Raw genomic sequence first — 26,491 nt, forward strand, 5'->3', positions numbered from 1 at the left:
TTATAAGATTGAGTAAACTAACTGCTGAGTATATTTATGCTGCGGGTCTTCCAGAATCTGATCGGTAATTCCGTGCTCGATGACCCGGCCGTCAAGCATAACTATGGTCCGGTCACAGAGCATGCGGATAATCGCAAGGTCGTGAGATACGACAATCATACTGACACCCATGTCGCGCTGAATTTCTTTAATTAATTCCAGCACATCTGCTTGCACTGATAAGTCGAGGCCGGTTGTAACTTCATCCAGCAATAATATCGGCGGGTAATTCGACAGCGCCTTAGCGATTTGCACGCGCTGCTGCATACCGCCGGAGAAATTTTTCGGTGCTTCGTATTTACGGCTGAGCGCAATGTTAACTTTCTCAAGGAAGTGATCTGCCCGGTCTGTCATCTGCCCGACGTTGCGGTTTCCGCTCGCAATCAGTTTTTCTGCGATATTAGTCACCGATGAAAAATCCATCTTTAAACCCTGAAGCGGGTTCTGATACACCATACCGAGCTGCTCGTTGCGGATCTGTCTCTTTTTCTGGCTGGAGACGTCGAAGGCATTGCCTTCAATGCTCGCGTCACCTGGCAGTATATATTCACCGCCAGTCGCTTCCTGATCAAAGTACAGCGTCTTCATTAAAGTGCTTTTCCCGCTGCCGCTCTCACCGACAATGCCGAGAATTTCACCTTTATACAAGTCGAGTGACGCGTTCCTCACTGCATACACTGTATGGCATTCAGGACACATATTTTTTTGCAGTTCGGCATCAGTTTCCCTGCAATAGTCACAGCCGCTGCCAAATTTTTTCGATAAATCTCTCAATGACAATACAACTTCATCATTTGCCGGCATTGTTCACAGCCTCCTCGTTCAGCTTCTCAAGCATGTAGCTCGTATCGTTGGTCAGGTAGTACGTTTCTCCTGTTTTCTCGTCCTGAAGTTCATCCATGTAGACGCCGGTTAAACCTGACTTGCGGCAGACTTTATCTTCAAATTGTTCAACTTCAAATGGATAATCTTCAAAAGCGAGTGATTCCACTTTGGTGTACGGCGGTACGGCGTGAATTTTCTTCTCACGCCCGGCACCGAGGAGAATAAGTCCTTCGTTGTAGTTCATCTTCGGATTATCAAATCTCGGAATCGGGCTCGGTGCCATAACATAGCGGTCATTTACCATGACCGGATAGTCGGCATCATCTGTAATGTGGCCGTATTTCATAATCTGCTCAAATAATTTTATAAATGCTCCGCTGTATTCTTTATCACCGTGCAGCATTTTTGTTTTGCGCTCGCTGACTTCAACGGTTCTTAACGGTTCCGGCATCGGCACCTGCAGCACTAAAATCTGAAAAGGCTTCAGCGGAACTTCCGGGATTCTGTGACGCGACTGAATCAGTGAGGCTTCCGATGTATGAATGGTTTCTTTTACGCCTGTTGTGCTCTGTATTAAATTGCGGATATTAACAGCGTTGACGGATTCGTCCGAGCCCTGGTCGATAACTTTTAAAATATCTTCCCGGCCGACGAGTGACAGCGTCAGCTGCAGGCCGCCTGTTCCCCATCCTCTGGCAATCGGCAGTTCACGTGACGCAAATGGTACCTGATAGCCCGGAATTGCGATTGCTTTTAATGTTTTTCTGCGTATTTCTTTTTTTGAGTGTTCATCTAAAAATGCGAAGTTCTGACTCACTGTCTTTCCTCCTTGCCCTGACGCATACGGTCGAGTTTTGATTGGAATGTAACGTAGTGCGGCAGTTTTAAGTGTGAAACAAAACCTGTCGATTCAACTGAATCAATATGATATAAAACAAATTCATCATCACTCGTAGCGACACCCGGTTCCGGATGCTCGAGACTGTAATCCAATACGCTCATGGCGATGGCTTTCGTTTCATTTTGGCCAAAGACAAGACCGTAGCCGATTTTAATCATCAGATCTTTTTCACCGGCATCCGAATCATCTTCATCTAAGTCCGGCATAAAACCGTCTATTTCAGTGACTTCATAATCACCAATAAAATACTCGCCGTAATCATCATCTAAATCGACATGAACAGGCTGCTGGCCGACACGGCATTCTCCTATATTCGGATGGGAAGCAATCCCGTAACCTCGAATTTCAGCATAGCCGAGCGACGTCACTGCACCAGTCTGGCCGCGGGTTAATGCCTGCAGTCTCTGACTTCTCGTACTCGGATACTCGATCGCCTTTTTCGTAATATCGTCCGGTTCATCATTATTTTCCGGTTCACGAACGAAGAGCCCTTCTTCCTCTAAATAATCGATGACTTTCGGCAGTTTATCGAGGTCATAATTAAACGGAATCTCTTTGCAATCCACCGATTCTCGAGGTCCGTCTGTCACTTCTTTTAATGAATCATCTAAAAGGCGGTGGGTGAAGTCTGAAGTGGCACCGAGGATCTGTCCGCCCGGTATGTCTTTAAAGCTCGCAGACACGCGGCGTTCAACGAACATTTCTCTCGTGTCCGTTACCGTTGAATAATATAATCTCGGTAAGGTCGAACGATGCGCACGCATCAGGAACACTGCTTCTTCCATATTTCCTTCCGCCTGCTTGATTGCGAGTGCCGCTATATCACGGTCATAAAAACTCGCTTCGCTCATGACCTGGTTGATCAGCTGGCGCATATTTGTTTTAATATTTTCAACATCGATGTCGGCTCCATCTTCAAGCCGTCTGTTTTTATATAAAATCACCGAGTTATTGATAGCATGTGCGCCGCCTTTAACCGCAACGTAACCCATTTAAAGCACCTCCACTTTTGTCGTTCTCGGAATGACCACCGTATTATTTTCTTTATCGGTCAGTATTAAATCGATGCCGAGCGGAAACTCTTTGCAGACTTCATTTCTGAGTGCAAACCAGCTGCTCGGGAAAGATAATTGAATATCTGTCGACTCTTTAATACCGGGACCGCTGAGGCGATAAGCCTGCCCTTTGCCGATACTTTCTATATCGATTAGCAGCGTTGCTGACTTTTCAGGAGAAATTAACACACCCTTCATCACTTCCTTAAAATACTCCGCTTTTAAATCTGCTTCTTTAGTCACTAAAAAATCTGCTGACGAATAATCTTTATTCGGAAGACCGCCGGTTAATACTTTTAATTCTTGCCGCATCGTTTTATCTGCTGAATAAAATGAGATTTCATTATCGAATAAGGTCATAGCAGTCAGCAGTGCCGCATTGCTGAAACCCGTATAATTCTTAACATCTTCAGTTATTATTTCAACATGCCCCGGCCGGCTTGCCGCATTGATCAGCTGACGGTAGATCTGCTGTGTTGTATGTACAATTGTATTCACCGTTATCCTCCTAGTCGTTCATCATTTCGAAGCTGACTTTAGTTTGCAAAATTTTCTCTGTTTTTTCTGCAATATCATTTGCTTCAATATTTTTAAGCGATTTTAAAATGTCATTTAACTCCGCTGTAAATTTGTCCAGTTTAAAACTTAAATCGATAAAAGCCATAGCCTCCGACAATTCGTTATCCGAACCTTTCACGAGACCCGTGCCTACAGTTGAGCCATGTCTGATTTTTGTTTCAGTAATCAGCACTTCACCCATATAAAATAAAGAATTTTTCGCATGTTCTCTCGTCTTCATCATAACCAGACCTTCACTCGGCTCACTGATGATTTCGAAGTCCAATGCTTCTTTAAAATTGTTATAGAAATCGATCGCCTCTGTTCTGCCGTACTTGGAAAAAATACGTGTCCATAATTTTCTGTCCATGTCACAACCTCCTTATGAATTAATCCTAACTTGTTGCCAAGCAGGTGGACTTTAAGTATTGGTAAAGGAATGTAAACGTTGGATTGATAATTGTTAATTCAGGATGACTGCATAAAAAAAGACCGGAACTCTTGAGTTCCGGTCTCAGCTCTCATCTGACAGCTGATGTTTAAACAAATCGCTTCTGTATAATATTTTTACCCGCTCCAGACAATCACCCGTCTGCTTATCATAGGTATCTGTTTCAAAGACCAGCAAAGGAACGAGTTCACTGCAGTTTAAAATCTTCATCTCTTCCAGTGTCGGAAATTGAGTAGAGATAATGCGATCTTTACTGCTTAACTGCTCGTGTCCTGAAGTTTTAAAATAGGTGTAAACGGACTGCAGACTATCTTTATCGCTGTATATATCCGGAAACAGGTCTTCCCTTATGTAAGAGCTGTGAATCGCACAGGGAACTTCATTGACAATTCTAAGACGCGCCACTTTAAATATTTTTACGTGATCCGCTGTTCCGAGTGACTTACTGTAATATTCCCGTTCTTTTTCAGAGGCATAATCGGCGTAAATAATCCGGCTTTCGTACGGGATATTCTGCTCCTTCATTTTTTCAGAAAAGCTCGTCGTGCCTGTAACAGCAAATTCAATCGTCGGCAAAGGTTCATTAACGAAACGCCCCACGCCTTGTCTGCCATAAACAATACCCATTTTCTCCAGTTGCACCAGCGCATTTCGCGCATCGATCCGCTTCGCCCGGTATTCTTCAGCCAGCTCATTTTCACTCGGCAGTTTATCACCGGGTCCGAGTTCTCCCTGCAAAATCATTTCCTGAACTCTCGTCCTGATTAAGGTTTCTTTTGTTATTTCCATATTATTCAAAGACACAATTCAGCTCCTTACGACACGATAAATTTATTATACATGGCCGCTTAAATTCATCCTAATAATATCAATAACCGAATATTATTATATTTTTACACAATATATTAAACTAAATATGAACTTTATTAAAATTTATTGTTGATAAGTTCGTTATTTCTGTTAATATAAATACATTCATTAACTTACATACTTAAAGGAGCTTTTGGAATGGACTTGTTAAAAAACAAAATTTTATCAGAAGGTGTCGTACTTTCGGATAACGTATTAAAGGTAGATAAATTTTTAAATCATCAGATTGATCCTGAACTAATGGTGGAAATCGGCAAAGAATTCCACAGCAGATTTAAAGATACAGAAATTACAAAAGTACTTACCTTGGAATCTTCAGGTATCGCGCCTGCAGTAATGACAGCTTTGAACTTCAATGTTCCTGCGGTATTCGCAAGAAAAAGAAAATCGCTGACTTTTACTGATGATTTATTATCTGCACAAGTCTTTTCTTATACGAAACAGGAAACAAATATGATTAGTGTATCCAATCAATTCATTCAGCCGGGAGATAACATTTTAATTATCGATGACTTTTTAGCCAACGGCGAAGCAGCCGGTGCTTTAATTAATATCGTTGAACAGGCGAAGGCTAATGTTTCAGGCATCGGCATCGTGATTGAAAAATCATTCCAAAGCGGAGCGGCAATTCTTAAAGAGAAAAACTACCGTGTGGAATCTCTCGCGCGCATCGAGTCTTTATCGAATCATACTGTAACATTTGCCGGAGACAATGAGTAATGGCTCAGGAATCAAACGTTAAAGATTTCTCGCTCGGTCTGCAGCATGTACTTGCCATGTATGCCGGCGCAGTTATCGTTCCGCTGATTGTCGGCAACGCCATCGGTTTAACACCTGCCCAGCTGACCTACTTGATTTCCATCGATATTATGATGTGCGGGGTGGCAACAATTCTTCAGGTTTGGAAGAATAAGTTCTCCGGCATCGGTTTACCCGTCGTACTCGGATGTACGTTTACCGCCGTTGGACCAATTATTAACATCGCCAACACCTACAGCATTCAGTCCGTTTACGGTGCTATTTTAGTATCGGGTTTAATCGTAGTGCTGATTGCTTCTTTTTTCAGTAAATTGATACGGTTTTTCCCACCGGTTGTGACCGGCAGTGTGGTGACGACTATCGGACTGACACTTATACCGGTAGCGATAAATGACCTCGCCGGCGGCCAGGGGGCTGAAGACTTTGGTTCGGCTGTCAATTTATTTTTAGGCTTTTCGACTTTAATTATTATTTTGATCATTTTAAAATTTGCTAAAGGTTTCTTTGGTTCAATCGCCATATTAACAGGAATTATTATCGGAACAGTAATCGGCGCCTTTTTCGGGCGTGTTGATTTCACACCGGTGCTTGAAGCATCATGGCTGCATTTACCGCAAGTGTTTTACTTCGGCACTCCGGAATTCCATCTGCTGCCGATTTTAACTATGACACTGGTTGCTTTAGTCAGCCTTGTTGAATCGACGGGTGTGTATTTTGCACTTGGAGATATTACTGAGAAGAAAATTAAAGGCGATGATTTAAAACGCGGCTACCGCGCAGAAGGAATGGCAATTATTTTAGGCGGTCTCGTCAATGCTTTCCCTTATACGACGTTTTCTCAAAACGTCGGTCTGATTCAAATATCAGGTGTCCGCAGAAATAAAATTATTTATATTGCCGGCGCCATGCTGATTATTCTAGGACTTGCTCCAAAAATCGGTGCAGCAACGCTGGCAATACCGGGGCCTGTTCTCGGCGGTGCTATGCTCGCCATGTTCGGCATGGTAATCAGTGCAGGAATTAAAATGCTGTCACATGTTGATTTAAACAAACAGGAAAATATGGTGATTGTGGCAATCTCTCTTGGTATGGGACTTGCTGTGACCGTCGTACCCGACCTCTTCGCTGTCCTGCCTGACAACCTTTCAGTCATTACATCAAGCGGAATTGTGATGGGCAGTATGACAGCCATTATACTCAACGCAGTCTTTAACTTTAAATCTATTATTAATCCGCGAAATATATAGAGGAGCACGCACCGGACTTGCCGGTGCGTGCTTTTTTATGGTGTGCGTGCCACCGTGGGTTCTCGGCGGCGCGCAAAGAGTGTCTTCGTGCCACCGTGGGTTCTCGGCGGCGCGCAAAGGGTGTCTTCGTGCCACCGTGGTTTTTCGATGGCGCGCAAGGAGCGTTCTCGTGCCGCCGTGGGTTCTCGGTGGCACGCAAGGAGCGTTCTCGTGCCACCGTCAGTTACTCCCGGTTGCCATTCCGCTTCAAGTTGTAATAAGATTAACTTAAGTAAACAATTTAGGGAGTGTATGATATATGAAGAAAATGAACGTTGAAAGTTTTAACCTGGATCACACAAAAGTGGCGGCACCTTATATTAGACTCGCAGGAACAAACGAAGGACAGTACGGAGATACAATTTATAAATACGATATCCGTTTCTGCCAGCCTAACAAAGAGCATATGGATATGCCTGCACTTCACTCAATTGAACATCTAATGGCTGAAAATATTCGCAACCATCACGAACGTGTTGTTGATTTAAGTCCTATGGGATGTCAGACAGGATTTTATCTTTCAGTATTAAACGATGAAGATAAAGCAGGCATTGAAAATGTTATGGAGAAAACATTGAACGATGTCCTTGAAGCAACTGAAGTTCCTGCATGTAATGAAGTACAGTGCGGATGGGCAGCGAGCCACAGCTTAGAAGGTGCGAAAGAAATCGCGCGCAAAATGCTTGAAGGACGCGACAGCTGGAGCACAGTATTTGCTGAATAATATTTAGATTATGATCGGGATACATGTGATTCGGCGTCATATCAATCCCAGAGAGTTGGGATACATATGAGAGGCTGTCATACCAACCCCAGAGAGCTGGGATACACATAAACGGAGCTCATATCAACCCTAAGAAGCTGGGATACATATGAACGGAACTCATATCAACCCCAAGAAGCTGGGATACACATGAACGGAGCTCATATCAACCCCAGACAACCAGGATACACATGAGCGGAAGTCATACCAACTCCCCAACAAATCCGGTCTAAATTCTATATAGATCACCAAAAAATTAGGTCTCGCTCAAACATAAAACAGCTCAGATATCTTTAATTCAAGATATTTAAGCTGTTTTATTTATTCAAGTTTTTTAATCACCTTTCCTGACTGTGATTCATCATTTCAATTTACTTACGCGTGTGACAAGCGTAAAATATACAGGATAATCTATAAAATAAGAAAGAGGTTTTCCGTAATGATTATGCCGGTATGGCTGATGTGGTTAATTCCGCCTGTTGTTTTTATGATAATACCATTAAAAATGCTGATCGACTGGTTTGCGATTTATTTACCGCTCGATAAAAAATATAAACGCAAGGAAATTACTGTTAAGGCTTCTTGGAAAATCTGGCTGACTGATATCGGTCTGAATCTTGCTGCTGTTGGAATTATGTATGCGGCGCTGTTTATCGACCCGCTGTTCAGAAGCAACCCCGCTTCATTCGACGATGTAAAAGAAATCAGCAATGCTACTCCTGACTGGATTGTCGCTTTTTTCGAAGGCGTTATTGCAAACCCCTTCAACAGTATTTACAGCATGATTTTTGTACTCCTTGTATTCATTATCATAATTTTTATCCAGTTTAAAATCACACAAAAAATCTATGCTAAATTCGGTCTCGAAGATAAACAAATCAGCAGATCGAGTATTATCTCAACACTATTAATGGCACCATGGATTATTATTATCCCAACATCATTATTCTCATCTATTATTTAAGAAAAAAGTCACTGGCGGCTGTATCCGTCAGTGACTTTTATTATTATTATGAAAATCATCTTTTATATATGACAAATCTCCAAACACTCTCATGCGCATAATAATTATTTTTAACTCTGCATTCTTCCGAGCACCTGCTCAGTTGTCGGCATCGCGTGCTGCGCACCGAATTTTTCTACACTGATTGATGCTGCAGTGTTGGCGAAATGACAGCTTTCCTGCAGGCTTTTACCCTGTGCAATATAACTGACAAAGGCGCCGTTAAAGCAATCTCCTGCACCTGTCGTATCGACAACTTCCGCTTTCATGGTCGGCACGTCGACGCGGAAGGCATCGACTGAATAATAACAGCCTTTGCTGCCGCTCGTAACGACAAATTTATCGACGTGGTCTTTTAAAATTTCAGGATGTGCTGCTGCCAGCTGTGTCAATTCAATCTGATTCGGCGTAATATATGTACTGTAATTTATAATATTATCCGTCAGCTTTTGTGCCGGCGCCGGGTTAACAACTAAATCAATATTATTCTCTCCGCACACCTGTGCAACATAATCCACTGTGTCCATCGGAATTTCAAGCTGGGTGACGACGACATCGCTTTCTAAAATTGCCTGACGGTGTTTATCGATTACATCTGTTGTAACATGTGCATTCGCGCCCGGTACAACGATAATTGTATTATCCAGCGGGTTTACGGTAATCATGGCAATACCGCTCTCCACCTCATCAATCATCTCAATATTACCGACGTTGACACCTTCTTTTCTCAGACTTTCAATCATTTCAATCCCGAACGCATCGTTGCCCACTCTGCCGATAAACGTCACATCGCAGCCGAGTCTCGCTGCTGCAACGGCCTGGTTCGCACCTTTGCCGCCGCACAGTGTCGTGAACTTTTCACCAGTCAGTGTTTCGCCGATTGACGGGTGACGTTCTGCCGTAACGACCAAATCCATATTTAAACTGCCTACAATTGTTACCTTAGGCTTGCTCATCTGTTCTACCTCCAAGAATTACTATAGACTGCCGAGTTTAGCCTGCAGTATATTTTGAAATGCTGTTAAATCGATATCGTTAACAAGTGTCACATTACGCCCCGCTTCAGGTGCAGTCTTCCGCACATCGCATACAGTCATACCCCGGTTGATATCATCTGTACAATCTACGTCTACACTGACCTGCATTCCTTTAAATATTTCAGGATTAGTCAGATAAATAACCGCAACTGCATCATGAATATGCACAAGTTCACTGTTAATATATGCAGGAGAATCAAAGTAAAATTTCAGCATTTCGCCGAATGCTTTCTGCACCTCTCCTTCGCTGTTAAACAGTGATTCGACCTGCTTGCGGTCGAGCCCGCTCTTATGGGTCACGTCAAGTCCGCACATTACAATCGGCAGGTCTGAATCAAAGACGATTTTCGCAGCCTCAGGATCTCCCCATATATTGAATTCCGCTGTCGGGGTTCTGTTGCCAAAGGTGCCGCCGCCCATTAAGACAATTTCTTCAATGCGTTCCGCTGTTTCAGGAAAGACTTTTAAAAGCAGTGCAATATTTGTCAGCGGACCGACAGGAACCAGCGTCATCTTTTCACCTTCAGGAAGATTCATAATATAATCTCTGATAAGCTGGAATGAATTGCCCGGCTCAGCCTGCTTCGAAGTTTTCGGCAGTACAGTATTGCCGAGTCCTGTCTCACCGTGGACGTGTCCCGCATCTTCTTTCTGTCTTGTCAGAGGTCCTTCCGCTCCTTTAACGACAGGTACATCCAAATCGAGAAAAGCGCTCAGTGCAAGCGCATTGTTCGTGACGCGCTCTATCGTCTGATTTCCCGCCACCGTGGAAATCCCGTGGATATTTAATGCATCCCTGCTTGCGGCTGCCGCAGCGAGTGCTATTGCATCATCAATCCCCGGGTCGCAGTCAATCCATATATTCTTCTTACTCATCAGCCTGTCCTCCGTCAAATGATTTCAAAATTTCTTCAAACAGTGTCCAAAACGCTTCTGTGTCCACCCCGAAGGCAACATTAGTGTTCGGCTCTCTGCCTGTTACACTCAGCGTATCGATTACTGTCATACCGTATGAATATTCACCTTTTGTCTCAACAGTTACATTTAAGTATTCTGTCTTAAACAATTCCGGTTTTAAAAGATACATCGTCGTGCACGCATCATGAATCGGACCGCCGTTAAAGCCGAAATGATTTTTATACGTCTCGCCGAAAAAGATCAGCAGCTCTTTAACGAACACAGCAATCTTATTATCGATTTTACCGACACGCTCTATAATATCTTCAGTCGCAATAACCTGATGTGTCACATCAAGACCGAACATTGTCACAGGTACACTGCTGTCGTAAACAACTTTCGCTGCTTCCGCATCGACAAAAATATTAAATTCCGCTGCCGGTGTCCAGTTGCCGAAAGTGCCGCCGCCCATTAAAACAATTTCATCAATATTTTCAATGATTCTCGGTTCTTTGATTAAGGCCATAGCAATATTCGTGAGCGGTCCTGTTGGAACGAGCGTGACCTGCTCAGATGAATTCATCACCTGTTCAATAATAAAATCAACCGCATGTCCTTCTGTCACCTCTATTTGAGGTTCTGGAAGCTCCGGGCCGTCCATGCCGGTTTCCCCATGAATTTCAGGTGCAATTTCACTCGCCTTTACGAGCGGTCTTCTCGCACCCTGGACAACCGGTATATCCAGCTCCAGCAGTTCGCAGATTTTTAATGTATTAATTGTATTTTTTTCGACTTCGACGTTGCCTGCCACAGTCGTAATTCCTAAAATATTTAAATCGCTGACACTAGACGCCGCGATAATTATCGATATTGCGTCATCATGCCCCGGATCACAGTCTAAAATAACATTTCTCATCAGTAAACACTCCAATTCGTAGTCTTAAAACAATTATCTCATGTGCCGCCTGAATTTTACAGACAGACCCTGATTATATTTGTCGCCTCATTCTTAAAGACACCTGCACTTCACCATCTGCGCTTTTTGTTTCTTTCAGTGACTGGCAGACAAATCCCCGCGCTTTATAGAACGGCAGACCAAGTTCATTATCTTGCTGCACCGATACCCATTGTTCATCGGCACCTTTACGCTTTTGATGCCGCGTCAATTCATATAATAAAGTCTTGCCGATTCCATGATACCTGTATTTATCGTCAATATAAAATACATATACTTCCGCAGTTTTAGCACCTGTCATTCCGCCGCCTATTACTCCTCTGATAATACCGTCTTTTTCAGCCACATAGGAATAGCTGCCTTTTTTAATATCTGCTGTAACTTTATCAGGATTGTACCAGTAATTCACTGTCTGCTGCTGAAACGTACTGCTCAACTTCCCTTCAACAGTCTGTCGCCAGCCCGTGCTGCAAATATCTGCTATACGCTCAGCATCTTCCGGTTCCGGTTTTCTGATTACAAGGGCCATCCCGCCACCTCCTGATTAATTTTTATAGTAATAAACGGCAAGCTGCGTCCGGTCCCGTAAATCCAGCTTCGTCAGCATCTGGGAAATATAATTTCTGACTGTTCCTTCACTCAAATAAAGCGCCTCGGCAATTTCTTTATTATTGAAGCCTTCTGCCACCAGTTCAATAATGTCCTGCTCTCTTGTCGACAGGTCCGTAAAGTCCTTATGTGCAGACTGCGCCGACATACTTTTTACAATATTGCTGTCGAAGACCATATTTCCTGACAGTACCGCTTCAATAGCCGGAATAATACCTGACAAATTATCTTTCAATAAATATCCTTTGCAGCCTATGTTCAGTGCTTCATGAATGTATTCATCATCTTTAAAGGTTGTAATAAGAAGGATTTTCGCTTCGGAATCGGCAGCCAGTATTTCTCTGCTCGCTTCAAGTCCCGACTTCTCCCGCATTCTGATATCCGTCATTAACAAATCCGGACGATGTTCGCTGTACAGTTTTACTGCATCAAAACCGCTTGTGCCCTCCGCCGCAACTTCATAATCGGAATTTTCCACTATTGTCGTCAGCGCAGACACTACGAGCGGGTCATCATCTACTATAACTATTTTCATTTTCCAGCCCCTCCTTGTAAAATATTGCGTGCACGATAAACCCCTCGTCTTTAAACACATTCAGAACACCGCCGTATTTCTGCACTGTTTCAGTCATCGACTGAAGACCCATCCCTTTTTTGAAATAGCCTTCAGTACTCCCGTCATCTTTCACCGTCAGTGCTAAAAATTTAGGGTGTTCTTTAATAACAATTTTAAATGCTCCGGCATTTGAATGCTTTCTAATATTCGTCAGCGCTTCTCTTACGAGGGACAGCATGTCTATTTTCTGTTCGTGCGTCAGCGTGAGCTTTACATCATAGATAAGCTCTCCTTTATAATTTTCCATTTCTGCCAGATAACTTTCGATTCTTGCTTCAAGCTCGATTGAAGTGTCATATAGGTTATGAATGCTGTTACGAACATCGTCCATGCCCATTTTTAATCTTTCCTGCAGCTGCTTTAAAGATTTTCTTAATTTATTCTCATCTTTGACATACTGCAGCGATTCAATCAGCAGAATGCTGCTCGACAAAGAATGACCAAGTGCATCGTGCATATCACGGGCAATACGATTTCTCTCGTTCAGTCCCGCCATATAAATATCTTTCTCGTGGGCTTTCATCAGTTCATTGTGCTGGGCTTTTAAACGCATATTATCTTCGGTCAGCCGGTCGCGCATTTTTCTGTTCAGTTCTTTTGCTGCTGACAATTCCAGTGACAGCGCAGTCAGATAAAATATTAAGACACTTAAAATCAGCAGCCCCCATTGCTGAAAAATTAAAATCGGAATCAGTGCAAGTATTCCGTACCTGCCGTATTCAGCAAATATTATATGAGAAATGAGCGGCAGGAAGTACAGATAATTTATATCCAGGAACAAAAGAAAGCCAAAAAACACAATCATTATAAAAAGCATATACTTTCTATTGATTACATCGATACTGAACGCTGCGATAAAAGATATCAGTATTACTGTGATTTGTGCTTCATCCGAAGTCAGCAGATAGTATGCCGCAAGTGTTATAAAGATCATAATCTTTTCATATATTTTTGACATCGCTTCACCTCACAATATGACAATTGTCACTGCAGTTTATGACTCGGGACACTAACGGTGCATTTATTTATATTATAAACTTAAATTAACCAATATAGTACAGGAGGCAATAATATGATTGCAATGGACAAAGTAGTGAAAAGATATAAAGATGTTATTGCACTTGATCACTTCTCTTTTCAGGCAGGAGAGAATGAAATTATCGGCCTGCTCGGCCCGAACGGCTGCGGCAAGACGACAGCCATTAACTGTATGCTTTCCTTACTGAAGTTTGATCAGGGCACGATTGAATTATTCGGCGAACCCGTTAATCCAAATAACAATAAAATTAAACGCCGGATTGGTATTGTGCCACAAGAGCTCGCTATTTTTGATAAGCTGAACGTCGTTGAAAATATTGATTTCTACTGCGGACTTTACGTGACAAATAAAGCGGAGCGGAAACAGTTTGTAGATGAAGCCATCTCTTTTGTCGGACTCGAAAAATACAAAAAATTTCTACCGAAGCAGCTTAGCGGCGGACTTAAAAGAAGATTGAATATCGCCTGCGGCATCGCGCATAAGCCGGAAATTTTATTTCTCGATGAACCGACCGTCGCGGTCGATGCACAGAGCAGAAACTTTATTCTTGAAGGCGTTAAAAAAATGAAAGCGCAGGGAACTACTGTCATTTACACCACCCACTACCTGGAAGAAGCTGAAAATTTGTGCGACTCCTTCGTTATTATGGATAACGGCCGCAATGTTGCGAACGGTACACTCGATGAACTTCAAAAATCAATTTCAACCACAGAAAGTATTACAGTTAAATTTATTTCCGGCAACGACACACTTTCAAGCCTCCTGAAACAAATTCCTCACGTCAATCAGGTCATCAAAACCGGAGATAAGTACAACATTCAATTCGATAAGCATTACAACAATTTAGCTAATCTGATTCGCTTTATCGAAGATAACTCTCTGACTTATACAGAAATCGCAAGTGAACAGCCGTCGCTGAGCAGTATCTTTTTAGAACTGACAGGCAAGGAGCTGAGGGACTGATGAACTTTCTGCGTCTCACTTATTATTTACTCATAATTAACTTTAAAGATTTTGGATTTCTCTTTTGGACAATCGGCTATCCTCTCGTTTTAGTTACGATATTTATGGCGACAACGTCAAATATTGGCGGAGAAGATATGTCAGATATAGACGTTGCTGTTACCGAAGATAATGAATACAGCACAGTGCTTCAGGAGATAGACTTTATCAACGTTCATGAAATGTCAGACAGTACCGCAAGAGATGAACTTTCTGAAGAAAATATTACAGGATATATTACGGAAGACGGCAGCCTGATTGTTCAAAACAGCGGTTTTCAGCAGTCCGTACTTGAGTCAGTGATGAACCAGATCCACCAGACTGCGGCACTTGGAATATCTCCTGAAAACTTTAATTTTGAGGCTGATTTTATTCAGACTGAAGACATGGAAACAGAACCGCAGGTTGTTATGTACTATTCAACCATTGCCATGGTTTCTCTCTACACCATATTTACGAGCATGGAGCTCATTTCATCAATGCGTCCGAACTTAAGCACGATGGGAGCAAGATTCTCTGCCAGCCCCTTCAGCAAAGCAAAATATATACTCGCAAGTTCTGCAGCGGGTCTCACGCTCGGCTTATTTTCAAACGGTCTCTTAATCGGTTATTTAATGATTTTTAATGATTCTGTGCTGTTCAATCATCTGCTTCCCACGCTCGGCATTATACTTGCCGGCAATATTGCCGGACTTGGACTCGGCTTTATAATCGGTTTAACTCCGCGGGTGAACATCAATGTAAAATCCATCGTTCCCGTCGTTTTTATCGTCGGGCTGGCTTTCCTGGCTGGCTTAATGGGTCCAGGTTTAAGAACTGTAATTAACCGCGAGATGCCGTTCATTAATGAATTTAATCCGCTCGCACATATTACAGATACAATTTATCGGATAAATTTAATGGATAACTTCGACAGCTACTGGTCGACAATCGCCTTCTTAACCGGTATTACAGTTGTCAGTTTTTTCATTACTTTGTTTGCATTAAGGAGGAAACAATATGACTATCTTTAAAATAATACTCCTCCACTTCTGGAAGTTTAAATGGATGATTATACCGCTGGCACTGGTGTTTTTCCTGATTGCAGCAATGTTCAGTTCATTCGGCGGCACCGATACGTTTGAAAGCGAAAAGCTTGGCGTTACTGTGGTGGACGAATCTGAGTCCGGGTCTTCAAAAGCGCTGATTGAGTATTTAAACAGTTCGCATGATGTTGAAGTACTCGGCAAAACACCGCGTAATCATTTGGAAGAACAGGTTTTCCTCATGGAAATTCACGGGGCAGTAATCATCCCTGAGGATTTTGAAAGACATGTTAAAAATGGGGAACCAGCCGTTGAGATCATTACTGATGAACGCGCAGCATCCAGTGTCCAGCTGGACAGCGAAATTTCGAAATTTCTGATTTTTGCAAACGCACAGTTTAACGAAGGAGGAGAACTCGACAGTGATAAGCTGCGGACAGCATTAACCGATACTGTAAATGTAGAGTTAAATAACGATACAATGAATGCAGACGGAGAAAATTTTGAAAATGCTGCAGCCTATTCCAATTTCGCTGCCTACTGGCTAATGCTGTTCATTATGCTGTCAGTCGGTAATCTGATGTCTGAATACAATAAGCCCGAGCTGCAAAAACGAATCATTGCTGCACCGATATCATCCACATCAAGCGCAGTGCAAATATTGGGCGCACAGTCGCTGGTTGGTTTTTTCGCAGTACTCGTTATGTTTTTCGGACTTGTCGGACTGTATTATAACCGGTTAGACGGTATACCGCTCACTCACATTTTCGTTGCGCTCGTACTGATTATGGCCTTCACACTCGCTCTGCAGTATGCGATTAATGCGCTGACGACGAATCGTTTTATCGTGAACGGTCTTGCCAATCTCATTACGCTCGGACTGGCATTTCTCTCCGGTATATTCATTCCTATCGAGTTGTTCGGTGACGGTGCAGAGCGTATCGCGGAATTCCTTCCACTGTATCACTACACACAAATCTATGCGTCACCGGATATTACCTGGAGTGAATCAGCACTGTCGATCGGCATTCTCTTACTGTATATACTCGCCTTTCTGATTATCGGTATTATCTTCAGCAATCAGCGTAAAAGTACACAATTATAATATTTAAATATATAATGGAAGAAAACAGCATTAAAGGTGGGTTAGTCTATGAAAACAAAAACAGTTTCCGCTATGACGGAAAAAGGACTTGATAAGAAAATCGCAGAATTCTTTTACGAGAATCAGTACATTGAAGTAATCGACATTAAATTCAGCGTAGGCAGCGTGTTTGCAGTGCTAATCCTTTACAGGGATAAATAAATAAAGATGGTTAAGGGGCTCCCTTAACCATCTTTTGTTTTTAGCTGTTATTTATTTTTAAATATTTCATCGATATATTCAACATCTTCCGGGTCCAGTTCAATATCAGCGGCACGCATATTTGCTTTAATCTGCCCGCCTTTTTTCGCTCCCGGTATAATCACATCGAGCGATGGTCTCGTTAAATAAAATGCGAGTACTATCTGCGCTGTATCTTCATCGTATTTTTTAGCAAGTTCTTTTAATTTCTCTACCTTTTTCAAATTGTCTTTAAATTGGTCTTCCTGATAAAACGGCAAGTTACTCCGTAAATCTGCAAATTCTGTATTTTCATCGTATTTGCCTGCAAGCAGCCCTGCTGCCAGCGGGAAGAAAGGAATAAAAGTAATTTTATTTGCTGAAGTGTAATCGAGCATCTCGTCTTCCGCTTCGCGGCTGAACAGATTGTATTCGTTTTGTATTACATCAACATGATTGTTCTTATTCGCTTCCGCCAGCTGTTCGACAGTAAAATTCGATACGCCGATCGCTTTAATTTTCCCCTGCTCTTTCATTTCATAAAGCGCCTCGACCGCTTCATCTTTCGGAGTGTCTTCATCGGGCTTATGAATATAAAACAAATCAATATATTTAGTCTGCAGTCTGTCCAGTGCATCGTCCACTGCCTGTTTTAAAAATTCCGGCGAGTTGTCGATGACCATATCACCGTTATCGAGTTCACGCTGTGCTGCTTTCGTTGCTATAACTATATCTTCTCTTTTATACTCTTTTAAAACTTCGCCAATCAGTTCTTCAGAACGTCTCGGTCCGTATATAAATGCAGTATCGAGCATCGTCACTCCTGCATCGAGTGCATCTCTGACAGTCTGTTTACCCTCTTCTTCATTCACATCGCCGTATAAATTATAGCCGCCGACAAAATTTGTCCCGAGAGCGATTGGATGTACTTTAATTCCCGATTTACCTAACTCAACTAGTTCTGTCATTTTGCATACCTCCTGAAATTAAATACATTATAGTATCTTTCCGTTTTAACAATCCGCCAAACATAGCGGATGGTGCAGATTTACCTTGCAGTAAAGCGGTTTTTTTAGCATACTATAAAGGAGTGGAAAACTATTTAAGGAGTGTTTTTTAATGAATCAGGAGCAACTTGAAAAAGTAAAACAAGGTCATGGTTTTATTGCCGCACTTGACCAGAGTGGCGGAAGTACGCCAAAAGCTTTAAAAGCATATGGTGTTGATGAAGATCAGTATACTAACGAAGATGAGATGTTCGATCTCGTTCATGAAATGCGTACACGCATCGTAACTTCACCTTCATTTACTTCTGATAAAGTCCTCGGCGCAATTCTGTTTGAACAAACGATGGACCGTGAAGTAGAAGGACAGTACACTGGTGATTATTTAGCTGATAAAGGCATTGTGCCATTCTTAAAAGTCGACAAAGGACTTGCAGATGAGGAAAACGGTGTGCAGCTTATGAAACCTATACCGGGTCTTGAGGATTTATTAGCACGTGCAAACGATCGTCACATTTTCGGCACGAAAATGCGCTCCAACATTCTTTCTGCAGACAAAGAGGGAATTACTGCCGTTGTAGAACAGCAGTTTGAAATCGGTAAACAGATTATCGCTGCAGGTTTAGTACCGATTATCGAGCCAGAAGTCAGCATTAATGCCGGAGACAAAGAAGAAATCGAAGAAATTTTAAGAGATGCAATTTTGGAAGAGTTAAACGGACTTGCTGAAGATGAACTTGTAATGCTGAAGCTTACACTTCCTACTGTACCTAATCTGTACAAAGAACTCGTAGATCACCCTAACGTGATTCGCGTTGTGGCACTTTCAGGCGGTTACACGAGAACTGAAGCAAATAATATGCTGAAAGAAAACGAAGGTATTATCGCGAGCTTCTCACGCGCATTATCAAGCGACTTAAATGCAAATCAGTCTGCTGAGGAATTTGACAGCAAACTATCTGAAGCAATTGATTCTATTTTCGATGCATCAGTGAATAAAAAATAAGTAAACTTTAAGACAATGGCCTGCCATTGTCTTTTTTATAAGGGGAGAAAATCATGAAAGCACTACTGAATATCGACTATACTTACGACTTTGTTGCGAATGACGGCAAACTCACCGCAGGTAAACCCGCACAGGAACTTCATGACTATATCGTGACCACGACTCGTGAATTTATCAGTAACGGAGATTATACTGTGTTCGCTATTGATGCCCACCAGGAAAATGATCCGTATCATCCTGAAACGAAACTGTTTCCGCCTCATAATATTATTGGGACAGAAGGACGGGATTTGTACGGTGAGCTGGAAGACCTTTATCAGAATTATAAAGTTCAGGAAAATGTATACTATACCGATAAAACCCGCTACTCCGCTTTTCTCGGAACCGATGTGGAACAGCGCTTAAGAGCAAGGGGGATTACTGAAATCCATTTAGTCGGCGTATGTACCGATATTTGTATTATGCATACTGCAGTTGATGCTTATAATAAAGGCTTTGATATCGTTGTTCACAGAGACGGTGTGGCCAGTTTTAATCTGGATGCACACGATGTGGCACTCGCCCACTTTGAAAACTCATTGGGTGCGAAGATTGTATAATATATAATTAACTTGAATTTGCTGTCCGATGATTCCAGTTCATGTGACCGCAAAAACCCGTACAGCTGACTCTCTTAAAGGAATCCGCTGTACGGGTTTTATCTAATTTTAAAATGTCGATAATCCAGTAAATTCCTGGATTCTGTACATCATCGTTTTAAATAGTGACGCTTCTGCTTTTTCTTCATAGTTAAGCGTATACTCCGCACCGTCATTCATCCACAGGCGGTCGTAATATGCAGTGATTTCTCCAGTAAATTCACTACCCTGCGGCGCCGTCACTACCACGTTTGTTTCCAGATTATAATTATCCAGATTCCGCCTTGTAAAGTTAGCCGATCCGCCGTTAAATATAACTTCATCCGCAGTTTCCAGCATGATAAACTTCGCGTGATACTGTTCCCCGCTCGATTTATACCAGCGGATATTCGGCTGAGTGTCATGATTCATCAGCTCATCGGCCACAGGTCTGTTCGGCACGCCATTTTTTTCGTTACCGAAAGCATCCTGGTTAATATCAAGTATCATATTGAGTTCCACACCACGGTCGAGTGCTGTTTTAAGTGCCTCGATAATATCTCTGTCAGATAAGTAGAACAGTCCTATATTTAAAATATCATCCGGGCCGGCACTGTTCACTATTTCCAGTATATTATCCTTTATCTTTTTCTCGGTAATCAGCTTTACAGTATACTGCCCTTCACTCCCTTCAGCTTTTTCAGGCATTTTATCAGCAAAATCGCTGAAAACACGCGTATTTCCTCCGCTGAAATTCACTACTGCGCGTTCTGATTCCAGCATATCGTAGAGAATATCTCCGCTTAGTTTCACAGCGATATTCGAATGATGCGCACTTGCATCATGCGGGTTTGCCGACGAAATAAGACCATTCTTTTCATTAATAATTAATTTTCTGTGATTAGCCTTAAAATTCAACATCGTTAAATAAGAACGTATATTTACTTCCGGACCTTGCGGTCTTAATGCGTTCATCAGCCACTGGTCTTCAGACGTTCCGAACCATTGAAAATAAGTTCTGTAAAAGCCTGAATACAACGGATTAGAGTCCCGCAATTTCGAAAGATCGGTAAATATGACTTCTATTCCAGCCTCTTTTAGCTGTTCAATATGCGGCGGTGTATACGTATCGTAGAAAGTATTAATTCTATCTGTGATAAAGATTATATCCATATCTGGATTTTCTTCCTTTTTAGCTGTCAATTTATCTGTTAAATTTTGAGACAATGGCGGAAAGTCCAGGGTGTCGTGGTTATAATCATCGTTAAATAAAAACATATCAAGGACCAGAAATTCTTCCGCTTCATCAATCATCGTATAAATCTCTTCAAAAATTTCCTGCTCTTCTGTTATTTCGTTATTCTCTGTATATGTAAGATCGTATAAAAATTCCGCATCGTCTGTTTGATATTCTTCAGACTCGTACGATACTCCTGACGGTACCGGTACAAAATAACGCACACCTGCAACAACGAGCGGTATAAGTATTAATACAGCAAAAACAAGTAAGAAAAAATATCGTTTTTTCATAATCCACCCCTGTAATTAATAGTATTAATTTACACTTATCTCTATTCTAACAAAGAAAGATTGCGAAAGTGATAAGATATTTTTCGTATAGATGGTATAATATAACTTACGAATTTTAAGGAGTGAAATGTGTGAACATTAATGTACTGTACGAAGATAACCATTTACTCATTGTCGATAAGCCGGTTAACATCCCTGTCCAGGAAGATAGTTCAGAAGATAAAGACTTATTAACTATGTTAAAGGAATATATTAAAGAAAAATACAATAAACCCGGAGCGGTTTATTTGGGGCTGGTTCATAGATTAGACCGCCCTGTCGGCGGAGCTGTCGTTTTTGCCAAAACTTCAAAAGCAGCGTCACGTCTGTCGAATGAAGTTCGCCTTCAAAATTTCGACCGCGAGTATCATGCTGTTGTAGAGAATCATCTGGATCAGAAAAAAGGCACTTTAACGAATCATTTATTTAAAGATGCAAAGAAAAATATTTCCAAAGTGGTTCATAAAAACCACCGCGGTTCAAAAATGGCCAAGCTGGATTATGAAACTGTTGATGAAAACAGACAATTTTCACTTGTAAAAGTGAAGCTTCACACAGGCCGGTCACATCAGATCCGTGTGCAGCTGTCGCATTTCGGACATCCATTGTTCGGCGACCAAAAATATAATAAGAATGCAAAAGTCGGTCAGCAGATTGCCCTTTACTCAACTTATCTGCGTATTAAGCATCCTACGAAAGACGAGTACGTGGAAGTTCACTGCAAGCCGCCTGAAACATTCCCTTGGAGTGATTTTAATGTGTCTTATTAATTTTAATATCGGAACGCACAAAAAATATAAAATGGTGTTTGCGGCGAACCGTGATGAATTTTATTCACGGCCGACCGCACCGATGTCCTATTGGGAAGACCATCAGAATATTTTAGGCGGCCGTGATTTAAAAGCAAAAGGCACCTGGCTTGCGGTATCAAAATCAGGTAAAATAGGAGCATTGACTAATATCCGGACGCCAAAAGAAATGACCTTGAAAGCTGAAAAGTCCCGCGGGGAACTGATTGTCAATTACCTGCTGTCAGAAGAAAGTCCTAAAGAATATTTAACAAACCTTTCGGAATACAGCAGTGACTATGCAGGCTTTAATCTGCTTACAGGTACTCCTGATGAACTTTATTACATGAACAATTACGATAACAAGATCTCACGTGTAACTGAAGGCACGCACGGGCTGTCCAATGAATATTTGGATACACCTTGGCCTAAAGTCGTTATCGGAAAAGAAAAGCTGGATGAAGTCTTGTCAGAAGATGAAGTAGATATAGATGCTTTATTTAATCTGCTCCGCATCGATACCGAGGCAGCAGATGACATCGTTCAAAAAACGGGTGTCGAGTTTGAACTCGAAAAGAAATTATCCCCGCTGTTTATCGATATCCCTGATTTTGATTACGGCACCAGATGCTCCACTGTCGTTCTTTTCGACCATCAGAACAACATTACATTGATTGAGCGCACCTTCAAAAACGGTGCCTTAACCGGTGAAATTACTGAGACGATATCAGTCAATAAATAAAAAAACAGGTTCGCAAACTCCCTGTCAAAAAAACTAAGGAGATTTACTATTATGAATATCAGAGACATAGCTATTAATGCTGTCTTAGCGGCAATTTATGTCGCACTTACTGTAATTAACCCGATTGGCACTGGAGCGATTCAATTCAGAATCAGTGAAATACTTTGTGTCATTCCATTTTTTAACCGAAAATATATACCGGGAATGGTACTGGGTGTCGGTATTGCAAATATTTTCTCAAGCCTCGGTTTAATCGACGTCGTTGTCGGTGTAACTATATCGGTAATTGCCTATACATTAAGTTATTTTATAAAAAACGTCTGGATAAACGCCCTGCAGTACAGTGTCCTTGCAGGACTATTTGTGGCACTGGCCCTGTATTTAGTTCTTGGACTGCCGTACTGGTTCAGTGCAGCAACAGTTGGACTGTCGACGCTGATTACGACATTTATCGGCACGTTTATATTTAAAAAAATCGGCCATAGAATTTTGCCGGAATAAAAAAATTACGCCCCCATATAAATGGAGGCGTATTTTTTATCTGGTTGCTATTATTTAGTTTCAGGTGGTGTGCCTTCAGCATTGCCCGCAATTGCGTCAATCTGAATTAGAGCATCTTCCTGCAGTGCTGAAACGCCGACAACTCTTCTTGCTGGCGTGCCTTCAGGGAAGAATTCTGCGTAAACTTCGTTGACTGCATCCATATCTGCAAGGTCTTTAACGAAGATATTTACTTTAACCATATCTTCCATTACGTGGTCAACGCTTTCGATAACCGCTTTAATGTTATTTAAAGCCTGTTTAGTCTGTTCTTTAATGCCGCCTTCAACTAATTTACCAGTTGCAGGATCGATTGGCAGCTGAGCTGACAAGTGGTTGTAGTGTGAGAATGCTACAGTTTGTGTAGATAAGCTGTCCACTGGCGAATTTTCAGTATTATTCGCTTTAATCACGATACCGTGTCTGTCTTCGATAGCCTGAGGCGGCGTACCGTCACCGTGAGATACGACTGCTTCGATTTGTACAGAAGCACCCATTTCCAAGTCTGCTGCCTGAACAACAGTACGAGCTGGTACATATCCTACAGTTCTCGCGATAGAAGAATCCGGGAAGAACGCAGAGTAAACTTCGTTAACCGCTTCAACATCCGCAAGGTCTTTAACGAAGATGTTTACTTTAACGATGTCATCAAATGGTACATCGATGCTGTTTAAGATTGCTTTAATATTTTTTAAGCTTTGTGCAGTTTCTGCTTTGACCCCGCCTGTAACGATTCTGCCTGTTGCAGGATCGATTGGCAGCTGAGCTGTAATATTGTTGTAGTGTGAAAATGCTACAGTTTGTGAAGATAAAGCATTTGCCGGTGCATTCGCAGTGTGGTTTGTTAATTTAATTAAATCTCCAGCCTGCGGTGCATTAGGAATTGTACCTACACCATGTGATACAAGCGCTTCAACTTGAACTTCAGCACCCATTGGCAGAGCATTAACCGCTACATTCGTACGCGCTGGTACATATGTCGGGAAGAATGTGTGGAACACTTCGTTCACAGCATCTACATTCTGGATATCTGTAACGAAAACTGTGATTCTTACGATATCGCTCATTACGTGGTCGAAGTTTTTAAGAATTGCTTCGATATTTTTAAAGCTTTGTTCAGCCTGCGCTTTAACGCCGCCTTCTGCTAATTGTCCAGTTGAAGGATCGATTGGCAGCTGTGCTGATAAATTGCTGTAATGTGAAAACGCTGCTGACTGAGAAGACTCGTCAAACTTCGGTGCGTTATCCGTATTAGTTGGTGCTACTGCATTATAGTCACTCATAAATAATATGCTCCTTTAAAGTTAGGTTTATTTGAAATATATAATCAACAAAGTTGATGACTTATCCTGCTGATAAATTATAAAATATATACTTCATTATCCACCTTACATCAAGAACAAATAAATAGAATTGTCATATAACACATTTTCATCTGTTCATTTTATTGCTTCCTACAATTATAGAATTAAAAAAGGTCTTCCAAAGGTTAAGAAACCTTATGGAAAACCTTCCTTTAACACATATTAAATGAGAAATTGACTGACTGTTACTACATCATTCCGGGCATTCCGCCGCCCATGCCGCCCATATCAGGGCCGCCGTTTTCTTCCGGAATGTCTGCAACGACTGCTTCTGTTGTTAAGAACATTGCCGCTACAGAACCTGCATTTTGCAGTGCTGAACGCGTTACTTTAGTCGGATCCACAATACCTGCATCGATCATGTTGACCCACTCATCAGTTGCTGCGTTGTAGCCGATTCCTGACTCCTGTTGTTTCAGCTGCTGCACGATAACAGAGCCTTCAAGTCCCGCGTTTTCAACAATCTGGCGCAGCGGTGCTTCAAGTGCTTTCAATACGATGTTAATTCCTGTCTTCACATCGCCTTCCGCTTCCAGTTCTGCAACTTTCGAGTACACTTCAACCAGTGCAGTTCCCCCGCCTGCTACAATGCCTTCTTCCACTGCAGCGCGCGTTGAGTTCAGCGCATCTTCAATGCGGAGTTTACGTTCTTTCATTTCAGTTTCAGTAGCCGCTCCGACTTTAATTACTGCGACGCCGCCTGCTAATTTAGCCAGACGTTCCTGTAATTTTTCTTTGTCAAAGCTTGAAGTTGTTTCTTCAATTTGCGCTTTAATCTGGTTTACACGGCCTTCAATTACCTCTTTATCTCCGGCACCTTCAACGATAGTTGTGTCGTCTTTTGATACGTGAACCTTGCTTGCATTACCCAGTAAATCGAGTGTCGCATCTTTAAGTTCAAGACCAAGTTCATCGGTAATGACTTGTCCGCCGGTTAAGGTCGCAATATCTTCGAGCATTGCTTTACGGCGGTCACCGAAGCCTGGTGCTTTCACTGCGATTACATTAAACGTACCGCGAATTTTGTTTAACACCAGATTAGTCATTGCATCGCCGTCAACGTCATCTGCAATAATTAAGATTGGTCGTGACTGCTGCACAATCTGTTCTAATAACGGCACTAAGTCCTGGATGCTTGAAATCTTTTTGTCCGTAATCAGTACATATGGGTTTTCAAGCTCAGCAATCATTTTTTCAGAGTCGGTAACCATGTACGGTGACAGGTAGCCGCGGTCGAACTGCATTCCTTCAACAACTTCCAGTTCAGTTTTAAAGCCGCGTGATTCTTCTATCGTAATCACTCCGTCATTGCCGACTTTTTCCATAGCTTCAGAAATATATTCACCGATCTCAGGATCGTCTGCTGAAATCGCACCAACTTGTGCAATTGCATCTTTATCCTGAACAGGTTTTGACACTTCCTGAAGTGCTTCTACCGCGCGTTCAACCGCACGGCCGATGCCTGTACGAATGCCGACAGGATTTGCTCCGCTCGTTACGTTTTTAAGGCCTTCCTGAATCATTGCCTGAGCAAGTACCGTTGCTGTTGTTGTACCGTCACCGGCAATTTCATTCGTCTGGTTTGCAACTTCTGCAACGAGTTTTGCACCCATGTTCTCATATTTGTCTTCCAATTCGATTTCTTTAGCGATTGTGACACCGTCGTTTGTAATTAACGGCGATGAGAATGATTTATCTAAAACGACGTTGCGTCCTTTTGGTCCTAATGTTACTTTTACAGCATTAGCTAATTTGTCCACACCAGCCAGCATTGACTGACGTGCATCTTCTGAAAATTTTAATTCTTTAGCCATTATATTGCCTCCCAAAATGAATTATATGCGATG

29 protein-coding genes and 1 riboswitch are annotated in these 26,491 nt (G+C 42.0%); of the genes, 13 read left to right on the plus strand and 16 right to left on the minus strand.

The window, feature by feature from the left end; genetic code table 11:
• The 6 genes from IR135_RS08740 to IR135_RS08765 form a co-directional block, all read right to left on the minus strand.
• Nucleotides 1–843, minus strand: coding sequence for an ATP-binding cassette domain-containing protein (locus IR135_RS08740; protein WP_135098637.1), 843 nt, complete (start codon nucleotides 841–843; stop codon nucleotides 1–3).
• Nucleotides 830–1,681, minus strand: a complete 852-nt coding sequence (locus IR135_RS08745) for an alpha-D-ribose 1-methylphosphonate 5-phosphate C-P-lyase PhnJ (RefSeq protein WP_135098639.1) — start codon at nucleotides 1,679–1,681, stop codon at nucleotides 830–832. Before IR135_RS08745 ends, IR135_RS08740 begins: the two co-directional genes overlap by 14 nt.
• Complete coding sequence (locus IR135_RS08750; RefSeq protein ID WP_135098641.1) at nucleotides 1,678–2,757, minus strand: carbon-phosphorus lyase complex subunit PhnI; 1,080 nt, start codon at nucleotides 2,755–2,757, stop codon at nucleotides 1,678–1,680. Before IR135_RS08750 ends, IR135_RS08745 begins: the two co-directional genes overlap by 4 nt.
• On the minus strand, nucleotides 2,758–3,318 hold the full coding sequence (gene phnH / locus IR135_RS08755; protein WP_135098643.1) for a phosphonate C-P lyase system protein PhnH: 561 nt from the start codon (nucleotides 3,316–3,318) through the stop codon (nucleotides 2,758–2,760).
• A gap of 10 nt (nucleotides 3,319–3,328) precedes the next feature.
• Nucleotides 3,329–3,748, minus strand: a complete 420-nt coding sequence (locus IR135_RS08760) for a phosphonate C-P lyase system protein PhnG (RefSeq protein WP_135098645.1) — start codon at nucleotides 3,746–3,748, stop codon at nucleotides 3,329–3,331.
• Between the two features lie 144 nt (nucleotides 3,749–3,892).
• Entirely contained in the window at nucleotides 3,893–4,633 is a 741-nt protein-coding gene (locus tag IR135_RS08765; RefSeq protein ID WP_318272334.1) for a GntR family transcriptional regulator, read from the minus strand.
• A 204-nt stretch (nucleotides 4,634–4,837) separates the two neighbouring features.
• Between IR135_RS08765 and IR135_RS08770 the strand changes: the two genes are divergently transcribed.
• The 4 genes from IR135_RS08770 to IR135_RS08785 all read left to right on the plus strand — a co-directional run bounded on the left by IR135_RS08770 (nucleotide 4,838) and on the right by IR135_RS08785 (nucleotide 8,471).
• Nucleotides 4,838–5,419 carry a xanthine phosphoribosyltransferase gene (locus IR135_RS08770; protein ID WP_135098647.1) on the plus strand — a complete coding sequence of 194 codons (582 nt, stop codon included), beginning with the start codon at nucleotides 4,838–4,840 and terminating at the stop codon, nucleotides 5,417–5,419.
• Entirely contained in the window at nucleotides 5,419–6,705 is a 1,287-nt protein-coding gene (locus IR135_RS08775; protein ID WP_135098649.1) for a nucleobase:cation symporter-2 family protein, read from the plus strand. The genes IR135_RS08770 and IR135_RS08775 overlap by 1 nt, the downstream gene beginning before the upstream one ends.
• Before the next feature lie 298 nt (nucleotides 6,706–7,003).
• Nucleotides 7,004–7,468, plus strand: coding sequence for an S-ribosylhomocysteine lyase (locus IR135_RS08780; RefSeq protein WP_135098651.1), 465 nt, complete (start codon nucleotides 7,004–7,006; stop codon nucleotides 7,466–7,468).
• 478 nt (nucleotides 7,469–7,946) lie between these two features.
• Nucleotides 7,947–8,471, plus strand: a complete 525-nt coding sequence (locus tag IR135_RS08785; RefSeq protein WP_135098653.1) for a hypothetical protein — start codon at nucleotides 7,947–7,949, stop codon at nucleotides 8,469–8,471.
• A gap of 110 nt (nucleotides 8,472–8,581) precedes the next feature.
• Here IR135_RS08785 and rbsK read toward each other — a convergent pair whose 3' ends face one another.
• The 6 genes from rbsK to IR135_RS08815 all read right to left on the minus strand — a co-directional run bounded on the left by rbsK (nucleotide 8,582) and on the right by IR135_RS08815 (nucleotide 13,582).
• Nucleotides 8,582–9,466, minus strand: a complete 885-nt coding sequence (gene rbsK, locus IR135_RS08790) for a ribokinase (protein WP_135098655.1) — start codon at nucleotides 9,464–9,466, stop codon at nucleotides 8,582–8,584.
• A gap of 21 nt (nucleotides 9,467–9,487) precedes the next feature.
• Complete coding sequence (locus IR135_RS08795; RefSeq protein WP_135098657.1) at nucleotides 9,488–10,423, minus strand: nucleoside hydrolase; 936 nt, start codon at nucleotides 10,421–10,423, stop codon at nucleotides 9,488–9,490.
• Nucleotides 10,416–11,360, minus strand: coding sequence for a nucleoside hydrolase (locus tag IR135_RS08800; protein WP_135098660.1), 945 nt, complete (start codon nucleotides 11,358–11,360; stop codon nucleotides 10,416–10,418). The genes IR135_RS08795 and IR135_RS08800 overlap by 8 nt, the downstream gene beginning before the upstream one ends.
• 73 nt (nucleotides 11,361–11,433) lie before the next feature.
• On the minus strand, nucleotides 11,434–11,928 hold the full coding sequence (locus IR135_RS08805; protein ID WP_135098662.1) for a GNAT family N-acetyltransferase: 495 nt from the start codon (nucleotides 11,926–11,928) through the stop codon (nucleotides 11,434–11,436).
• A gap of 15 nt (nucleotides 11,929–11,943) precedes the next feature.
• On the minus strand, nucleotides 11,944–12,543 hold the full coding sequence (locus tag IR135_RS08810; RefSeq protein WP_135098664.1) for a response regulator: 600 nt from the start codon (nucleotides 12,541–12,543) through the stop codon (nucleotides 11,944–11,946).
• Nucleotides 12,521–13,582 carry a sensor histidine kinase gene (locus IR135_RS08815; protein WP_135098666.1) on the minus strand — a complete coding sequence of 354 codons (1,062 nt, stop codon included), beginning with the start codon at nucleotides 13,580–13,582 and terminating at the stop codon, nucleotides 12,521–12,523. The genes IR135_RS08810 and IR135_RS08815 overlap by 23 nt, the downstream gene beginning before the upstream one ends.
• Before the next feature lie 114 nt (nucleotides 13,583–13,696).
• On the opposite strand from IR135_RS08815, the gene IR135_RS08820 reads away from it, so the two are divergent.
• Genes IR135_RS08820 through IR135_RS08835 form a run of 4 tightly spaced genes read left to right on the plus strand, consistent with a single transcriptional unit; the run spans nucleotide 13,697 to nucleotide 16,996 of the window.
• Complete coding sequence (locus tag IR135_RS08820; protein ID WP_135098668.1) at nucleotides 13,697–14,626, plus strand: ABC transporter ATP-binding protein; 930 nt, start codon at nucleotides 13,697–13,699, stop codon at nucleotides 14,624–14,626.
• Complete coding sequence (locus IR135_RS08825) at nucleotides 14,626–15,678, plus strand: ABC transporter permease (protein ID WP_135098670.1); 1,053 nt, start codon at nucleotides 14,626–14,628, stop codon at nucleotides 15,676–15,678. Before IR135_RS08820 ends, IR135_RS08825 begins: the two co-directional genes overlap by 1 nt.
• Nucleotides 15,665–16,795 carry an ABC transporter permease gene (locus tag IR135_RS08830; protein ID WP_135098672.1) on the plus strand — a complete coding sequence of 377 codons (1,131 nt, stop codon included), beginning with the start codon at nucleotides 15,665–15,667 and terminating at the stop codon, nucleotides 16,793–16,795. The genes IR135_RS08825 and IR135_RS08830 overlap by 14 nt, the downstream gene beginning before the upstream one ends.
• A 48-nt stretch (nucleotides 16,796–16,843) precedes the next feature.
• The gene (locus IR135_RS08835; RefSeq protein WP_162842307.1) at nucleotides 16,844–16,996 is read left to right on the plus strand and encodes a hypothetical protein; all 153 of its coding nucleotides are present in this window, start codon (nucleotides 16,844–16,846) and stop codon (nucleotides 16,994–16,996) included.
• Between the two features lie 47 nt (nucleotides 16,997–17,043).
• On the opposite strand, the gene IR135_RS08840 is transcribed toward IR135_RS08835, so the two are convergent.
• Nucleotides 17,044–17,982 (minus strand): aldo/keto reductase, encoded by a 939-nt coding sequence (locus IR135_RS08840; RefSeq protein ID WP_135098674.1) that lies wholly within the window; start codon nucleotides 17,980–17,982, stop codon nucleotides 17,044–17,046.
• A gap of 151 nt (nucleotides 17,983–18,133) precedes the next feature.
• On the opposite strand from IR135_RS08840, the gene IR135_RS08845 reads away from it, so the two are divergent.
• Together IR135_RS08845 and IR135_RS08850 are read left to right on the plus strand one after the other, a co-directional pair.
• Nucleotides 18,134–19,024, plus strand: a complete 891-nt coding sequence (locus tag IR135_RS08845) for a fructose bisphosphate aldolase (RefSeq protein ID WP_135098676.1) — start codon at nucleotides 18,134–18,136, stop codon at nucleotides 19,022–19,024.
• Nucleotides 19,025–19,074: 50 nt separating this feature from the next.
• The gene (locus tag IR135_RS08850; protein ID WP_135098677.1) at nucleotides 19,075–19,623 is read left to right on the plus strand and encodes a cysteine hydrolase family protein; all 549 of its coding nucleotides are present in this window, start codon (nucleotides 19,075–19,077) and stop codon (nucleotides 19,621–19,623) included.
• Nucleotides 19,624–19,731: 108 nt separating this feature from the next.
• Here IR135_RS08850 and IR135_RS08855 read toward each other — a convergent pair whose 3' ends face one another.
• Nucleotides 19,732–21,171 carry a phospholipase D family protein gene (locus IR135_RS08855; RefSeq protein WP_135098679.1) on the minus strand — a complete coding sequence of 480 codons (1,440 nt, stop codon included), beginning with the start codon at nucleotides 21,169–21,171 and terminating at the stop codon, nucleotides 19,732–19,734.
• Nucleotides 21,172–21,302: 131 nt separating this feature from the next.
• Between IR135_RS08855 and IR135_RS08860 the strand changes: the two genes are divergently transcribed.
• The 3 genes from IR135_RS08860 (at nucleotide 21,303) to IR135_RS08870 (ending at nucleotide 23,241) form a co-directional block, all read left to right on the plus strand.
• Nucleotides 21,303–21,980 carry an RluA family pseudouridine synthase gene (locus IR135_RS08860; RefSeq protein ID WP_115885318.1) on the plus strand — a complete coding sequence of 226 codons (678 nt, stop codon included), beginning with the start codon at nucleotides 21,303–21,305 and terminating at the stop codon, nucleotides 21,978–21,980.
• Nucleotides 21,967–22,740: an NRDE family protein gene (locus tag IR135_RS08865; protein ID WP_135098681.1), complete on the plus strand. Its 774-nt coding sequence runs from the start codon at nucleotides 21,967–21,969 to the stop codon at nucleotides 22,738–22,740. Before IR135_RS08860 ends, IR135_RS08865 begins: the two co-directional genes overlap by 14 nt.
• Nucleotides 22,740–22,783: riboswitch (PreQ1 riboswitch) on the plus strand. (Overlaps the previous gene by 1 nt.)
• Nucleotides 22,784–22,791: 8 nt before the next feature.
• The gene (locus IR135_RS08870) at nucleotides 22,792–23,241 is read left to right on the plus strand and encodes a QueT transporter family protein (protein ID WP_135098683.1); all 450 of its coding nucleotides are present in this window, start codon (nucleotides 22,792–22,794) and stop codon (nucleotides 23,239–23,241) included.
• A 50-nt stretch (nucleotides 23,242–23,291) separates the two neighbouring features.
• On the opposite strand, the gene IR135_RS08875 is transcribed toward IR135_RS08870, so the two are convergent.
• Nucleotides 23,292–24,563, minus strand: coding sequence for a RidA family protein (locus IR135_RS08875; RefSeq protein WP_135098685.1), 1,272 nt, complete (start codon nucleotides 24,561–24,563; stop codon nucleotides 23,292–23,294).
• 269 nt (nucleotides 24,564–24,832) lie between these two features.
• Nucleotides 24,833–26,458, minus strand: coding sequence for a chaperonin GroEL (gene groL / locus IR135_RS08880; protein ID WP_135098687.1), 1,626 nt, complete (start codon nucleotides 26,456–26,458; stop codon nucleotides 24,833–24,835).
• Nucleotides 26,459–26,491: the final 33 nt, after the last annotated feature.

Source organism: Jeotgalicoccus nanhaiensis, assembly GCF_015235105.1.
GTDB classification, from domain to species: domain Bacteria; phylum Bacillota; class Bacilli; order Staphylococcales; family Salinicoccaceae; genus Jeotgalicoccus; species Jeotgalicoccus nanhaiensis.

Coding starts and splice junctions, on each gene's coding strand:
- groL (WP_135098687.1), bottom strand. CDS start 26,458: ATGGCTAAAGAATTAAAATTTTCAGAAGATGCACGTCAGTCAATGCTG.
- IR135_RS08760 (WP_135098645.1), bottom strand. CDS start 3,748: ATGGACAGAAAATTATGGACACGTATTTTTTCCAAGTACGGCAGAACA.
- IR135_RS08770 (WP_135098647.1), top strand. CDS start 4,838: ATGGACTTGTTAAAAAACAAAATTTTATCAGAAGGTGTCGTACTTTCG.
- IR135_RS08740 (WP_135098637.1), bottom strand. CDS start 843: ATGCCGGCAAATGATGAAGTTGTATTGTCATTGAGAGATTTATCGAAA.
- IR135_RS08750 (WP_135098641.1), bottom strand. CDS start 2,757: ATGGGTTACGTTGCGGTTAAAGGCGGCGCACATGCTATCAATAACTCG.
- IR135_RS08820 (WP_135098668.1), top strand. CDS start 13,697: ATGATTGCAATGGACAAAGTAGTGAAAAGATATAAAGATGTTATTGCA.
- IR135_RS08795 (WP_135098657.1), bottom strand. CDS start 10,423: ATGAGTAAGAAGAATATATGGATTGACTGCGACCCGGGGATTGATGAT.
- IR135_RS08865 (WP_135098681.1), top strand. CDS start 21,967: ATGTGTCTTATTAATTTTAATATCGGAACGCACAAAAAATATAAAATG.
- IR135_RS08815 (WP_135098666.1), bottom strand. CDS start 13,582: ATGTCAAAAATATATGAAAAGATTATGATCTTTATAACACTTGCGGCA.
- IR135_RS08825 (WP_135098670.1), top strand. CDS start 14,626: ATGAACTTTCTGCGTCTCACTTATTATTTACTCATAATTAACTTTAAA.
- IR135_RS08800 (WP_135098660.1), bottom strand. CDS start 11,360: ATGAGAAATGTTATTTTAGACTGTGATCCGGGGCATGATGACGCAATA.
- IR135_RS08830 (WP_135098672.1), top strand. CDS start 15,665: ATGACTATCTTTAAAATAATACTCCTCCACTTCTGGAAGTTTAAATGG.
- IR135_RS08845 (WP_135098676.1), top strand. CDS start 18,134: ATGAATCAGGAGCAACTTGAAAAAGTAAAACAAGGTCATGGTTTTATT.
- rbsK (WP_135098655.1), bottom strand. CDS start 9,466: ATGAGCAAGCCTAAGGTAACAATTGTAGGCAGTTTAAATATGGATTTG.
- IR135_RS08855 (WP_135098679.1), bottom strand. CDS start 21,171: ATGAAAAAACGATATTTTTTCTTACTTGTTTTTGCTGTATTAATACTT.
- IR135_RS08870 (WP_135098683.1), top strand. CDS start 22,792: ATGAATATCAGAGACATAGCTATTAATGCTGTCTTAGCGGCAATTTAT.
- IR135_RS08875 (WP_135098685.1), bottom strand. CDS start 24,563: ATGAGTGACTATAATGCAGTAGCACCAACTAATACGGATAACGCACCG.
- IR135_RS08835 (WP_162842307.1), top strand. CDS start 16,844: ATGAAAACAAAAACAGTTTCCGCTATGACGGAAAAAGGACTTGATAAG.
- IR135_RS08810 (WP_135098664.1), bottom strand. CDS start 12,543: ATGAAAATAGTTATAGTAGATGATGACCCGCTCGTAGTGTCTGCGCTG.
- IR135_RS08785 (WP_135098653.1), top strand. CDS start 7,947: ATGATTATGCCGGTATGGCTGATGTGGTTAATTCCGCCTGTTGTTTTT.
- IR135_RS08780 (WP_135098651.1), top strand. CDS start 7,004: ATGAAGAAAATGAACGTTGAAAGTTTTAACCTGGATCACACAAAAGTG.
- IR135_RS08805 (WP_135098662.1), bottom strand. CDS start 11,928: ATGGCCCTTGTAATCAGAAAACCGGAACCGGAAGATGCTGAGCGTATA.
- IR135_RS08840 (WP_135098674.1), bottom strand. CDS start 17,982: ATGACAGAACTAGTTGAGTTAGGTAAATCGGGAATTAAAGTACATCCA.
- IR135_RS08775 (WP_135098649.1), top strand. CDS start 5,419: ATGGCTCAGGAATCAAACGTTAAAGATTTCTCGCTCGGTCTGCAGCAT.